This window comes from Clostridium sp. C1, assembly GCF_018223625.1.
GTDB lineage: Bacteria > Bacillota_I > Bacilli_A > Erysipelotrichales > Coprobacillaceae > Allocoprobacillus.
Genome location: NZ_CP073631.1, coordinates 2,707,169 through 2,720,534, shown reverse-complemented (window position 1 = coordinate 2,720,534; position 13,366 = coordinate 2,707,169). Strand labels below are relative to the sequence as shown.

At 32.4% G+C, this 13,366-nt stretch carries 21 protein-coding genes; all 21 read right to left on the bottom strand.

Features of this window, described 5'->3' with window-relative positions; all coding sequences use genetic code 11:
* Window positions 1–214: 214 nt before the first annotated feature.
* On the bottom strand, window positions 215–607 hold the full coding sequence (rpsI, locus tag KEC48_RS14575; protein WP_087357982.1) for a 30S ribosomal protein S9: 393 nt from the start codon (window positions 605–607) through the stop codon (window positions 215–217).
* A gap of 15 nt (window positions 608–622) precedes the next feature.
* Complete coding sequence (rplM, locus tag KEC48_RS14570; protein ID WP_211963204.1) at window positions 623–1,060, bottom strand: 50S ribosomal protein L13; 438 nt, start codon at window positions 1,058–1,060, stop codon at window positions 623–625.
* Window positions 1,061–1,244: 184 nt separating this feature from the next.
* Window positions 1,245–2,153, bottom strand: coding sequence for a histidinol-phosphatase (locus tag KEC48_RS14565; RefSeq protein ID WP_205089191.1), 909 nt, complete (start codon window positions 2,151–2,153; stop codon window positions 1,245–1,247).
* A complete protein-coding gene (gene truA / locus KEC48_RS14560; protein ID WP_211963202.1) occupies window positions 2,140–2,874 on the bottom strand; it encodes a tRNA pseudouridine(38-40) synthase TruA in 735 nt (244 codons plus the stop codon). The genes KEC48_RS14565 and truA overlap by 14 nt, the downstream gene beginning before the upstream one ends.
* The gene (locus KEC48_RS14555) at window positions 2,871–3,671 is read right to left on the bottom strand and encodes an energy-coupling factor transporter transmembrane component T (RefSeq protein ID WP_205089189.1); all 801 of its coding nucleotides are present in this window, start codon (window positions 3,669–3,671) and stop codon (window positions 2,871–2,873) included. The genes truA and KEC48_RS14555 overlap by 4 nt, the downstream gene beginning before the upstream one ends.
* Window positions 3,664–4,515: an energy-coupling factor transporter ATPase gene (locus KEC48_RS14550; RefSeq protein ID WP_211963201.1), complete on the bottom strand. Its 852-nt coding sequence runs from the start codon at window positions 4,513–4,515 to the stop codon at window positions 3,664–3,666. Before KEC48_RS14550 ends, KEC48_RS14555 begins: the two co-directional genes overlap by 8 nt.
* Window positions 4,491–5,321, bottom strand: a complete 831-nt coding sequence (locus KEC48_RS14545; protein ID WP_087357976.1) for an energy-coupling factor transporter ATPase — start codon at window positions 5,319–5,321, stop codon at window positions 4,491–4,493. The genes KEC48_RS14550 and KEC48_RS14545 overlap by 25 nt, the downstream gene beginning before the upstream one ends.
* Before the next feature lie 80 nt (window positions 5,322–5,401).
* A complete protein-coding gene (locus KEC48_RS14540; RefSeq protein WP_087357975.1) occupies window positions 5,402–6,259 on the bottom strand; it encodes a MurR/RpiR family transcriptional regulator in 858 nt (285 codons plus the stop codon).
* An 82-nt stretch (window positions 6,260–6,341) separates the two neighbouring features.
* Window positions 6,342–6,713 (bottom strand): hypothetical protein, encoded by a 372-nt coding sequence (locus tag KEC48_RS14535; RefSeq protein WP_211963199.1) that lies wholly within the window; start codon window positions 6,711–6,713, stop codon window positions 6,342–6,344.
* A gap of 160 nt (window positions 6,714–6,873) precedes the next feature.
* Window positions 6,874–7,236 (bottom strand): 50S ribosomal protein L17, encoded by a 363-nt coding sequence (gene rplQ / locus KEC48_RS14530; RefSeq protein ID WP_087357973.1) that lies wholly within the window; start codon window positions 7,234–7,236, stop codon window positions 6,874–6,876.
* Window positions 7,237–7,271: 35 nt separating this feature from the next.
* A complete protein-coding gene (locus tag KEC48_RS14525; RefSeq protein WP_211963196.1) occupies window positions 7,272–8,216 on the bottom strand; it encodes a DNA-directed RNA polymerase subunit alpha in 945 nt (314 codons plus the stop codon).
* A gap of 41 nt (window positions 8,217–8,257) precedes the next feature.
* Window positions 8,258–8,647, bottom strand: a complete 390-nt coding sequence (gene rpsK, locus KEC48_RS14520; RefSeq protein WP_087245396.1) for a 30S ribosomal protein S11 — start codon at window positions 8,645–8,647, stop codon at window positions 8,258–8,260.
* A gap of 14 nt (window positions 8,648–8,661) precedes the next feature.
* A complete protein-coding gene (rpsM, locus tag KEC48_RS14515; protein ID WP_087245394.1) occupies window positions 8,662–9,027 on the bottom strand; it encodes a 30S ribosomal protein S13 in 366 nt (121 codons plus the stop codon).
* A 14-nt stretch (window positions 9,028–9,041) separates the two neighbouring features.
* Window positions 9,042–9,155 (bottom strand): 50S ribosomal protein L36, encoded by a 114-nt coding sequence (gene rpmJ / locus KEC48_RS14510; protein WP_006505646.1) that lies wholly within the window; start codon window positions 9,153–9,155, stop codon window positions 9,042–9,044.
* A 30-nt stretch (window positions 9,156–9,185) separates the two neighbouring features.
* Complete coding sequence (infA, locus tag KEC48_RS14505) at window positions 9,186–9,407, bottom strand: translation initiation factor IF-1 (protein WP_087357971.1); 222 nt, start codon at window positions 9,405–9,407, stop codon at window positions 9,186–9,188.
* Window positions 9,408–9,423: 16 nt separating this feature from the next.
* Window positions 9,424–10,170, bottom strand: a complete 747-nt coding sequence (gene map, locus KEC48_RS14500; protein ID WP_211963195.1) for a type I methionyl aminopeptidase — start codon at window positions 10,168–10,170, stop codon at window positions 9,424–9,426.
* Window positions 10,170–10,817, bottom strand: coding sequence for an adenylate kinase (locus KEC48_RS14495; RefSeq protein WP_211963194.1), 648 nt, complete (start codon window positions 10,815–10,817; stop codon window positions 10,170–10,172). The genes map and KEC48_RS14495 overlap by 1 nt, the downstream gene beginning before the upstream one ends.
* Before the next feature lie 23 nt (window positions 10,818–10,840).
* Entirely contained in the window at window positions 10,841–12,142 is a 1,302-nt protein-coding gene (secY, locus tag KEC48_RS14490) for a preprotein translocase subunit SecY (protein ID WP_211963193.1), read from the bottom strand.
* A gap of 1 nt (window position 12,143) precedes the next feature.
* A complete protein-coding gene (rplO, locus tag KEC48_RS14485) occupies window positions 12,144–12,584 on the bottom strand; it encodes a 50S ribosomal protein L15 (protein ID WP_087357967.1) in 441 nt (146 codons plus the stop codon).
* An 11-nt stretch (window positions 12,585–12,595) separates the two neighbouring features.
* Window positions 12,596–12,787 carry a 50S ribosomal protein L30 gene (rpmD, locus tag KEC48_RS14480; protein WP_087357966.1) on the bottom strand — a complete coding sequence of 64 codons (192 nt, stop codon included), beginning with the start codon at window positions 12,785–12,787 and terminating at the stop codon, window positions 12,596–12,598.
* A 14-nt stretch (window positions 12,788–12,801) separates the two neighbouring features.
* A complete protein-coding gene (gene rpsE / locus KEC48_RS14475; RefSeq protein WP_087357965.1) occupies window positions 12,802–13,365 on the bottom strand; it encodes a 30S ribosomal protein S5 in 564 nt (187 codons plus the stop codon).
* Window position 13,366: the final 1 nt, after the last annotated feature.

Genomic DNA, 13,366 nt, shown 5'->3' with positions numbered 1-13,366 from the left:
AAACAAATTTTGAGCGATATAGGGATATTGCGCCCAAAAACAGGGAAAACAGAAGAAAAATCAACAAAAATATTACATCTTGAAATCAGAAGAAGAGAAAAGATGTTTTTTTATTGCCTAAAAACAGAAAAAGAAAAGAGCTGAAACAAAATCAACTCTTTAAAAAGTTATTTCGTTACAGCCCCTTTTTCGAATGTTTTCCTCAAACAATTTACTAACGTTTTGAGAATTGTGGTGCTCTACGAGCTGCTTTAAGACCGTATTTTTTACGTTCTTTAACTCTTGCATCACGAGTTAAGAATCCAGCTGCTTTTAATGCTGGTCTATAATCTTCTCCAGCTTCTAATAAAGCTCTTGAAATACCATGACGGATAGCTCCAGCTTGTCCACTGTAACCTCCACCTTTAACATTAACAGTCACATCAAACTTACCAGTTGTACCAGTTAATTCAAGTGGTTGGTTGACGATCATTAATAATACATCTGATGGTAAATAATCTTTTGCTTCTCTACCATTGATGACAATTTTACCAGCACCTGGTGTTAAAATAACACGTGCTACTGAAGACTTTCTACGTCCAGTTCCTCTGTATTGTACATTAGCCATTTATTCTCGTCCTCCTTATCCCTTAATTTTTAATTCAACTGGTTGTTGTGCAGCGTGTGGATGTTCACTACCAGCGTAAACAAATAATTTCATCCCTTGTTTTCTTCCAAGTGTGTTATGAGGTAACATACCTTTAACAGCTGCTTCTACAAATCCTGTAGGATTTGATTCTTTGAATTGGCGAGCAGTTTTTACTTTTAAACCACCTAACCAACCTGAATGATGATAGTATTTAACTGTATCTAATTTTTTACCAGTCATTACTACTTTGTCTGCATTAACAATAATAACATAATCACCAGTATCTACATGTGGTGTAAATGTTGGTTTATGTTTTCCTCTTAATACAGATGCTACTTCTGATGCTAAACGTCCTAAAGTTAATCCTTCAGCATCAACAACGTACCATTTACGTTCAATTGTGGCTTCTTTAGCCATTGTTGTTTGTCTCATTTTTAATCCTCCTGTAGTTTCCGGGGCTACAAAGTTAAAATAAGGCAACTTTTATTATAGCAACATTCCTCTATTTGTCAATACAAATTTTTGCCTATTCATCATAAAAAACGCATAGATTTTTAAGATATAAATGATGTTATATACAATATTTTGAAGTTATATAAAAAAGAAATGATATTCATTAACGAATATCATATTCTCCTTGAAATTTTTCAAAATGTCCTTGTAAAAAATCAAAATGATCAATCACATTTAAATGATGTTCTTCACAAAATTGCATCATTTGTTTATACATACCTTCATTAAAATCAGAAGGATCATGAGCATCAAACCCTAAAATAACATCATTCCCAATTTCTCCAGCAATTTCCCAGAAATGAGCATTCGGATATGGATAAAGCATTTCTCCTTGAACATTTCTTAATCCTCTCCTCATTCCTCCAGCATTCACTTCTAAAGGAATATGTAATGCCTTGGCTTTTTCACAAATTCTTTGACTCACTGTTCTCGCATCCAAATCAAATTCCTGATAACCAATCAAAAATAAATCTGGATGTGCCAAATAACTAAACAATCCTGTTTCTAAGGCTTTTTCTACATCATTACAATATTGATAAATATCCTTCTTTTTCATATGGTCTTTACCATAATAATCACTATGAATGCAATGTTTATGAAAATGATGTCCTAAAATCAAATAATCTACTTTATGTTCATATAACAAACTTTGATAATAATCAAAATATTCTTCTAATCCTTCTGCTTCAAAACCTTTGTATAATTTGATTTGACTTTGATATTTCTTTTGACAATCATTAATTGCTTCTAAATATTGATCTAAATCTTTATAAGGCATACGCATACTTGGCCCATTTTTTATAAAGGCATAAATGAGTGATAAAAAACTTCTTGGACTTCTAATCGCAACAAGTGATTTGAATAAATGTTGACGATAATGTGGTAATGGAACATGTTCAGATAAACCAAGTTCCTCTATTCCCATCTTCATTGCTGCACATATCATATCTTCTTCACTGCCATTTGCATGTCCACAACGATATGTATGCGTATGAAAATTAGTTTTCTTCATAATATACCTCCTGCAAATATAATCCTTGTGGTTTAGCCTTAAATAAGCATTTCTTTTCTCCACAGCTTTCTAACATCTCTAACAGCTGCTCTTTTTGAATACGTTTTGCTCCCACTTGAATAATTCCTCCAACAAGATGCCTTACCATATAACGCCTAAATCCATTTCCAATTAATCGAAATGTCACGATGCCATCTTTTTCTTCAATATCAAAATGATATAGTGAGCGAATTGTATTTCCATACTGATCATAGCTACAAAATGAAGCAAAATTATGTTCACCTATAAAAATTTGAGCTGCTTCTTTCATTAATTCAAGATCCAAATCACGTCCATACTGATAAATATAATTTGTTTGAAATGGATTATATTCTTTGGTATTTAACAAATAGCGATATTCTTTCTTCATGGCACTATAGCGTGAATGAAAATCATCACTTACGTATTTGGCATCTAAAATATAAATATCATTAGGCAAAAAGTGATTAATAGCTCTTTTCCATTGACCTTCTGGTAACTCTTTTTTTGTGTCAAAATGAAAGACCTGATGAACTGCATGAACTTTTGCATCTGTTCTGCCTGATGCATGAATAACCGTTTCTTCTTCATTAATTTTCTTTATGGCCTTTTGTATTTCACCTTGAATTGTTCTTTCATTGTTTTGAATCTGGAAGCCATGAAAGCGACTACCATCATAACTAACAATACATCTAACTCTCATAGAACAAAACTCATTATAACCAGTGTTAAACAAACCATAACAACACATAAAAATGAAATTGTGTCAGATATTTTCCAAATCAATTGCTTGTATCTTGTACGTTTAGCTTCTGGGTTATAATTACGACTTTCCATAGCATTGGCTAAATCTTCTGCTCTTTGAAAAGCAGAAATAAATAGAGGAATAATCAAAGAAACAATAGAAAGAATTTTTTCTTTTAAAGTCCCTTCAGAAAATTCTACACCTCGACTGGCTTGAGCCTTCATAATTCTTTGCGTTTCTTCTAACAATGTTGGAATAAAACGTAATGCAATAGAAATCATCATAGCGACTTCATGTGTAGGGAATCCAATTCTTTTAAAAGGAGATAAAAGATGTTCTATTCCCAATGTTAAATCTAAGGGTTTTGTCGTTGCTGTAAGAATTGTTGTCATAACAATAATTAAAATCAATCTTATAAAAATATATAATGTTTGTAAAACTGCCTGATCATAAATCTTTATAAAACCAATAGATATGAGTAAATTTCCCTGCTGGATAAACAAGAGATTAAAGATCATTAAAAAAGCCATCATAAAAAGCATTGGTTTAATTGCTTTTAAAATTTGGGACACTTTAATATGTGATAGTAATGCCATTATAATCACAAATATTCCTAAAATACCATATCCTAAAAATCCAGCATCAAAAAAGACTGCAATTAACAATAAAAGTAATGAACCAATTTTTAATCTTGGATCTAAACGATGGATAAAGCTATCAATAGGTATGTATTTTCCAAACATCATATTATTCATAGAGTTGCCCTCCTATTTCTTGTATTAAAACGTTGATATCTTTAATAGAAGGATCTAAATGAAAGCCATTTTCATTCAGTTTTAAAATAAAGGATGTTATTATTGGTAAATCAATACTTAAAGATGTTAAATAATCTGTTTCTTTAAATAACTCATTGACTGTTACATGTTTTTCTACATGTCCATGATTCATCACAACTACATCATCACAGTACTCTAAAACCTGATTCATATCATGAGATACCAAGATAACTGTTTTCCCTTCTTGATTCACTTTTTTAAATAATTGAAGCATCTCTTTAGCTCCTTGTGGGTCAAGACCAGCTGTAGGTTCATCTAAAATCAGAATATCTGGATTCATAGCTAAAATTCCCGCTATAGCAATACGACGCTTTTGTCCTCCTGATAAATCAAAAGGAGAACGTTCTAAATAAGATTCATCTAAACCAACAAGTTGAATCATGTCTTTAGCAATCTTAATGGCTTCTTCTTCACTGACTCCAAAGTTTTTTGGTCCAAAAATAATATCTTTGAGTATTGTTTCTTCAAAAAGCTGATATTCGGGAAATTGAAAAACAAGTCCTGCTTTTTTTCTTAGTGGTTTTAAAGATGATGGCTTATTTGTTGCGGTTATTAAAATATCTTCTATTTGTACTTGACCAGAAGTAGGCAACAACAGTGCATTAATATGTTGAATGAGTGTGGATTTTCCACTCCCTGTATGCCCTATAAGTGCTGTCATACTGCCTTTTTTTATATTCAGATTCACACCTTTTAAAGCATGATATGCAAAAGGAGTATCTGCAGAATATGTATGTTCTACTTCTTTGAATGTAATTGACATAATTCTTTCACCAACTTTTCTCTATCAATTTGATTTGTTATAGAAATTCCTAACTTCTGTAATCCTTCACTCACTTTATAGGCAAACGGGATATCTAATGATAGACGTTCTATTTCATCTTTTTTCATTAGAACATCTTCTGGTTTTCCTTCATCCACAACATGCCCATCACTTAATAAAATGACATAATCCGATAAAGCTGCTTCTTCAATATCATGAGTAATAGACACAATTGTCATATTTTTATCTTTATTTAATTGATGAACCAATGCATTTATTTCATTTTTTCCTCTTGGATCCAACATACTTGTTGCTTCATCTAAAATAATGATGGATGGACTCATTGCAAGTATACCTGCAATAGCAACTCTTTGTTTTTGACCACCAGAGAGTTTTGTAGGTTCATGATCTAAAAATTCATACATATTAACTTTTTTAGCATATTCATTAATAATATCATCCATTAAAGCAGGATCAACACAATTATTTTCTAATCCAAAAGCAATATCATCCCTCACTGTAGAACCAATAAATTGATTATCAGGATTTTGAAAAACAATTCCCATCTGATTTCTCACTTGACTTAATGTTTCTTCAGATAAGGAGATTCCACCTACAATAATATCTCCAGATTTTTTTTCTAATAATCCCATAAGAAGTTTCGCAATCGTACTTTTTCCACTTCCATTATGTCCTAAAATTGTTGTATATGAACCTTTTTGAATTTGAAATGAGATATCATCTATAGTTAATATATCCTCATCATATCCAAAAGATAAGTGTTTCACTTCAATTATTTTTTCCATACCTAGCCTCCAAGTAGTTCAATTTTAGTATGATTTATTTCTGTTGTCAACTTCATCTTTTTATAATGATTATGTTGTTATCACATAAATTCTTCATGTTGCATTTCATCTAATTCCATAGCAATTTTTATACAGCTATCTAAATTTTGCTTATAATGGATAGAAAATAAACAGCTATATAACAAATCAAATAAATATTTCAAAGATAGGCTACTTGCATAATCAGCAATTTTAGTATAAATCAATTCTCGTGAAGACATTTTTAATGTTACATCAGCCATCTGTGATAAATAGTTTTCTTCAATATTCGTAATCGCAATGATAGCTGTTCCTTTCTTTTTTAAGGTTTGTATAAGACGTTGAATGCATGGAGCATGTCCTGAATAAGAAACGATGATAGCACAATGATTATGGTCACTTAATAAATATGTTGAATCTAATTCATCGCTCAAGGAACATAATTGAACATGTTGCTTTAAAATGTACATACGACTTTGAAAAGAACGAGCAATATCAATATTTTGTTTACGACCATATACATCAATGACTTGACAGTCACGCAACAATCTCATCGCTTTTTGTAAATCATCATGTCTTAACAATGAATAAGTATCTTGAATTGTTTCTCTTTCTAAAATACATAAATTATTAGCAATAGTCATCATATCATCATTAATAACAAATGGAATATTGGCATCCACTTGCTGATTTAGATATAAATATTCTAATTCTCTAAGATAAGCTTCTTTCAACTCATTCCATCCATCGTATCCTAGTTTTTTAGCAATTCGTACGAATAAAGGAGCAGATGTATATGTTTGTTGGGCAATTTGAGAAATAGTCATGTCTTTTATTTCTAAACCTTTTTGTAAGATATAATCAATAATGACTGTTTCACTTGGTGAAAAATGAGTTTTTTCTATTTTATGTATAAGCATATGATCACCTCTTTTTAACTACTAATTATAAACGAAAGATGTATAATATGCAAAATAAAAACACATCAAATGATGTGCTTTTCTACTTTGAGTTCAATTGTTTTTCTTTCATCATTGCAACCTCTTCTAATAACTGACATTCTTGCTCTTTCATTTGCTGATACATTGTTTCTGTATCCATTGATTGATGTTCTAAAGGATCTTTATGATTTTCTACAAAGTGCTGATTCAATCTTTTCTTTGCTTTCTCATCAATTTGTTTTCTTAAAAGATGTAATGATGAAATTCTTTTTTCCTCTTTTTCTTTCATTTCCTCTACTTCATTTTCTAAATCATTTATATTCAATACAACATCTTGTTCTTTATTCAGGTTCTTCTTTTGAGGTTCCTCATGAAAAATTTTTTGATAAGCTTCTTTAGCTTTTTCATTAATTTCATTTCTATTTGCTTTCATAATATTTGTCCTCCTTTATTTGACGACTTCATTATAAAATGTAAAAATAGAAATATCTATATAAGTAAAGCATTTGATAACGCTATTAACAAATAATGAAATAAAAAATGCTCTTTTTGTTAATAAAATAAAAGAAAAAGGGATGAATTATCATCACCTTTTAGAATAAACCAATAATTGCCATTGGTGCATTATCACCTTTACGATTATATGTTTTTAAAACACGAGTGTATCCACCATTTTTATCTGCATATTTTGGTGCAACTTCATCAAATAATTTTTGAACAGCTGTCTTACCAGTAGCAGGATCAACAACATCTTGTAATACTTGTGCTGCTTGTCTTCTTGCATGTAAATCTCCACGTTTACCTAAAGTAATCAATTCATCAACGATTGAACGAACTTCTTTAGCTCTAGTCACTGTTGTTTCAATTTTTCCATACATGATAACATCTGTAGCTAAGTTACGTAACATTGCTTTTCTATGAGATGATACACGCCCTAATTTTCTATTGTGTGCCATAAATTAGTGCTCCTTCCAATATTTTTCGTCTATCATTAATCAACTTGTTTAAATCCTAAACCTAATTCGATTAATTTTTCTTTAACCTCTTTAAGAGATTTCTTACCTAAGTTTCTTACTTTAATCATATCGTCTTCACTCTTAGAAGCGAGTTCTTGAACTGTTTGAATACCAGCTCTTTTTAAGCAATTATATGAACGTACAGATAAGTCTAATTCTTCAATAGTCATATCTAATACTTTATTACTTGTATCTTCTTCAGTTTCACTCATAACTTCCATGTTCATTGCCATATCAGTTAACTCAACAAACATATTTAAGTGTTCCACTAAAATTTTAGCAGCTAACGCTAAAGCTTCATGTGGCTGAATAGAACCGTCAGTAGTGACTTCTAAAGTCAGTTGATCATATTTTGCACTTTGACCTACACGAGTTGGCTCAACATCATAAGCAACTTTTACAACTGGTGAATAAATGGAATCTGTTGCAATAACACCAATTGTATTAATCATTTTCTTATTTTGATAAGCACTCATGTAACCACGATCTTTATGAGCATACATTTCCATATAGAAATGTGCTCCTTCTGCAACATGTGCAATTTCCATATCATTTGAAATCATAGTCACATTAGATGGGCATTGAATATCAGCACCAGTAACAACAGCTGGTCCCTTAACATCAATAACCATCGTTACATCATCATCACCATCAATTGCAAAAACCAATTTTTTAATGTTTAAGATAATTGAAGTGACATCTTCAACGACACCATCAACTGCAGAAAATTCATGGATTGCTCCCTGAACTTTAATTGCATGTACTGCACATCCAGGAATAGATGACAACAAAACTCTACGTAATGCATTTCCTAAAGTTGTCCCAAACCCTCTTTCAAGTGGTTCAATTACAAACTTACCATAGAAATCTGTTTCATCATATTCTGCGACATTAAAATTTGCTTTTTCAAACTTTTGCATTATTTCCCTCCTCACTTAGAAATAACTACTTTTTAACTTCATTATCCACGAGGACGTTTTGGTGGACGACAACCATTATGTGGAATTGGTGTCACATCATTAATTGAAGTAACTTCTAATCCAGCAGCTTGTAAAGCTCTAACTGCAGCTTCACGTCCTGGTCCAGGTCCTTTAACACAGACGTCAACAGTTTTCATACCATGATCCATTGATGCTTTTGCAGCAGCTTCAGCAGCCATTTGAGCAGCATATGGAGTAGATTTTCTTGATCCTTTGAAACCAAGTGCACCAGCACTTGACCAAGTGATTACATTCCCATGTTCATCAGTTACAGTAACAATTGTGTTATTGAAAGTTGAATGTACATGTGCGACACCTTTTGCTATATTCTTTTTAACACGTCTTTTACCACGAGTATTGTTTCTTGCCATTTTCGTTCAACCTCCTATTTTTTCTTACCAGCAATTGGACGAGCTTTACCTTTACGAGTACGAGCATTTGTTTTTGTTTTTTGTCCACGTACTGGAAGTCCTTTACGATGACGGATTCCTCTATAGCATCCAATTTCCATTAAACGTTTAATATTTAATGCAACTTCTCTACGAAGATCTCCTTCAACTTTATAATTTTCTACTTCTTTTCTTAATTTTCCTTCTTCTTCTTCTGTTAAGTCTTTAACTCTTACATCTTCACTGATGCCAGTTGCAGCACAAATTTTTTGAGCTGTAGATAAACCGATACCATAAATATAAGTTAAAGAAACTACCACACGTTTATCACGTGGGATATCAACACCTGCTATACGAGCCATTGTTTCTCCTCCTATTAACCTTGTCTTTGTTTATGTTTTGGGTTTTCACAGATTACCATTACTCTACCCTTACGTTTAATTACTCTGCATTTATCGCATATTGGTTTTACAGATGGTCTTACTTTCATCTTAATCTTTACCTCCTTTGGGAAGATTTTCTACTTATGTCTAAATGTGATTCGCCCACGTGTTAAATCATATGGAGAAATCTCTACGGTTACTTTATCCCCCGGTAAAATGCGAATGTAATTCATACGGATTTTACCAGAAACGTGAGCCAGAATAACCGCTCCATTTTGCAACTCTACTTTAAACATTGCATTTGGTAATGTTTCAAGAACAGTTGCTTCTACTTCAATAACGTCATCTTTTTTTGCCATTGATTATAACTCCCTTTTAAAGTTTTGTCAAAATCTCATACCCATCACTTGTAATGACAATAGTATGTTCATAGTGAGCTGCAAGAGAGCCATCTCTCGTTACAACAGTCCAATCATCATCTAACACATTTGTTTCACATCTTCCTAAATGTGCCATTGGCTCTATTGCAAGAGTCATTCCCTCTTTTAATCTAGGTCCTTTACCAGGTGCTCCATAATTAGGAACTGAAGGATCTTCATGAACCTTTGTTCCAATACCATGACCTGTATAATCTCTTGGCGTAGAACACCCATGACTTTCTAGATATGTTTGTACAGCATGAGATATATCGGATAAACGATTGCCAGGTTTCACTTGAGATAAACCTGCATAAAGTGATTCTTCTGTCACTTTCATTAAATGAGCAGCTTCATCACTAACTTGGCCTACTGCATATGTCCATGCACTATCACCATGATAACCCTTATAACAAGCACCAACATCCACTGAAATAATATCACCATCTTTTAATTTTCTTTGACTAGGAATTCCATGAACTACAACTTCATTAATTGAAGTGCAAACAGCTCCCGGAAAACCATAAAGATTGAGAAATGATGGTGTTGCACCAGCATCACGTATGACCTTTTCACAAAATTTATTAATTTGAGCAGTCGTTATACCCGGTTTAATAAATTCTTTTAATTGACTGTGAACAAGTGCCACAATGCGACCAGCTTCACGCATTAATTCAATTTCTCTTTGGTCTTTTGTGACAATCATTATTTACCCTCCAAGCTTTTTTCAATGTCCTTAAAGACGTCTTCCATTGGTTGGTCACCATTAATATTAATGATTGAACCTTTCATTGTATAATAATCAATTAAAGGTCTTGTTTGTTTGTTATAAGTATCAAGTCTAATCTTGACTGCTTCTTCGCTTTCATCTTCTCTTTGATATAAAGCTCCACCACATTTATCACAAATGCCTTCAACTTTAGGTGGATTAAACTCAACATGGAATGTTGCTCCACAATTTTTGCAAGTTCTTCTTCCAGATAATCTTGTAATCAATTTTTCAACAGGAATATCTAAGTTAATAATTGCATCAATTGTAAAATCAAATTCTTTCGCAATACTTTCAAGCTCTCTTGCTTGAACTATTGTTCGAGGGAAACCATCTAAAATAAATCCATTTTCAAAAGTATTTTCTTTTAAATATTCCCTTACCATTTCAATCGTATAATCGTCTGGTACAAGGTGCCCAAATTGCATGAAATATTTAGCGATAACACCAAATTTTGTTTGTTCACGCAAAGCCTTTCTAAATAAATCGCCAGTTGATATTTGTGTTAAGCCGTATTTATTAACAAATCTTTCAGCTTGAGTCCCTTTACCAGCACCAGAAGGCCCCATTAAAATAATGTTCATTTTTCTACACCCCTTTTATTATACTATTTTCTTATATATCCATGATACTCTTTACGAGTAATTAAAGTTTTAATTTGTCTTGTTGTTTCTAATGCAACCCCTGTGATGATAATTAAACCAGTTCCTCCTAATGTTAATGAAGCATTAGAAGTTTGTGACCAGATGACTGGTGTCATAATAGGAATTGCTGCAACAATCACTAAGAAAATTGATCCAACGACAGTGACTCTATTTAAAACTGTACTGATAAAATGTTCGGTATCTTTTCCAGTTCTTACTCCTGGAATAGAACCACCATTTTTCTTCAAATCCTCACTAATCTTATGTGCATCAATTTGCAAATTAGAATAGAAGAAAGCAAACAAAACAATCATTACTAAATATAGGCAAAAACCAAAAGGTTCTTGATAATTTAAGATTGTATCAATCATCTGCGTTACATCATTTGACTCCATAAAACTAATGATTGTTCTAGGAGCAGCTAAAACTGATGAAGCAAAGATAACTGGTAACACTCCAGAACTATTAATTTTAATAGGCATATGTGTTGTATCTTTTGTTCGCATTGTTGGATTAGAATTTGTTGCATACATAATTGGAATTTTTCTAACTGCACCTTCATTGAAAACAACAAAGATAACAATTGCAAGATATACAATAACAAATAATGCATACCATAAAATTCCAAAAACCATAGTTTGTGTTCCTTCTGAAAAAGAAACTAAGTTATTGAATGTTGTAATAAAGTTTGCTGGTAAATTGGCAACAATCCCTGTAAAGATAAGTAATGAAGTTCCATTACCAACACCTTTTTGAGTAATTTGATCGCCAATCCACATGGCTAACATACTTCCTGCCATCATAACAACAACTACATATGCATAATTCAACAATGATGATGAATCAAGAATTCCATACATTTTATCAAAAGCGTATGTCAATGATCCACCCTGGATTGCTGCTAAAACAAGAGTTACATATCGAGTAACACGATCCTTTTTCTTTTTTCCAGTATTTCCTTCTTTTTGCCATTGAGCTAATACTGGGATAACATCCATTGATAACAATTCAATAATAATGGATGCTGTAATATATGGAGAAATCCCTAATGAAAAAATTGAAAATCTTTCCAGCATTCCCCCACCTAACATGTTCATAATTCCTAAGATACCACTATTAGCTGCTGAAGCAGTAATTGCATCAGCGTTAATTGATGGAATTGTAATAGCGGCACCTAAACGGAATACAAACAACATACCAAGTGTAAATATAATTCTACGACGTAATTCACCTTTTTTAAAAACATTCTTAAAAAAGTTTAACATCCTAGATCACCTCAGTTTTTCCACCTGCGGCTTCAATTGCAGCAATGGCTGACTTTGAGAATTTCTTTGCTTTAACTGTTAAAGCAACTTCTAATTTTCCATTACCTAAAACTTTTAAACCATCTAATTCTTTTTTCACAAGTCCACATGCTTTTAAAGCTTCCATATCTACGACACTTCCAGCTTCAAATTTATTTAAGTCTTCTACATTGACAATAGCATATTCAACTCTATTGAAGTTTGTGAAACCACGTTTAGGTAAACGCATGAATAATGGTGTTTGTCCCCCTTCAAATCCAGGTTTCTTTCCTCCACCACTTCTTGCTCCAGCACCTTTTTGACCTCTACCAGAAGTTTTACCATGTCCTGAACTCGTTCCACGTCCAACACGTTTTCTATTTCTACGTGCTCCTTCAGTGTATTGTAATTCGTGTAATTTCATTTTTACACCTCCTACTTACTTTCTTCAACTTTAACAAGGTGGCTAACAGTATTAATCATACCTTGAATAAATTCGTTGTTAACTTTTTCAACTGATTTATGCATTTTTGTTAAACCTAACGCTTTAAGAGTATCCTTTTGATTCTTTTTTGCACCAATTGGACTTTTTACAAGCGTAATGATAACTTTATTATTTTCTGCCATTTCTTACGCTCCTCCTATCCGTAAATTTCTTCTACTTTTTTATCTCTTAATTCAGCAACTTGTTGTACTGTTTTTAATAATTTTAAACCTTCAACTGTTGCACGAACCATGTTGATTGGAGTTCTAGAACCAATTGATTTAGAAATAATATCTGAATATCCAGCTAATTCAACAACCGCACGAACTGGACCACCAGCAATGATTCCAGTACCTTCAGATGCAGGTCTTAAGAATACATTTCCTGATCCATACATACCATTAATTTCATGAGGAATTGTTCCATGAATAATTGGTACATTAATAACATTTCTTTTAGCTGCTTCAGATGCTTTTCTAATAGCATCAGGTACTTCGTTAGCTTTACCTGTTCCAAATCCAACGCGACCTTTTTTATCACCGATAACAACTAATGCAGCAAAGCGGAATTTACGTCCCCCTTTAACAACTTTAGTTACACGGTTAATTGTGACAACACGTTCTTCGAATTCTTTTTCAACTCTTGGTCCATTTCTTCTTGGTCCATTTCTTCTTGGTCCATTTCTTCTTGGTCCATTTTCTCTTGGTTTACGTTGTTCCATT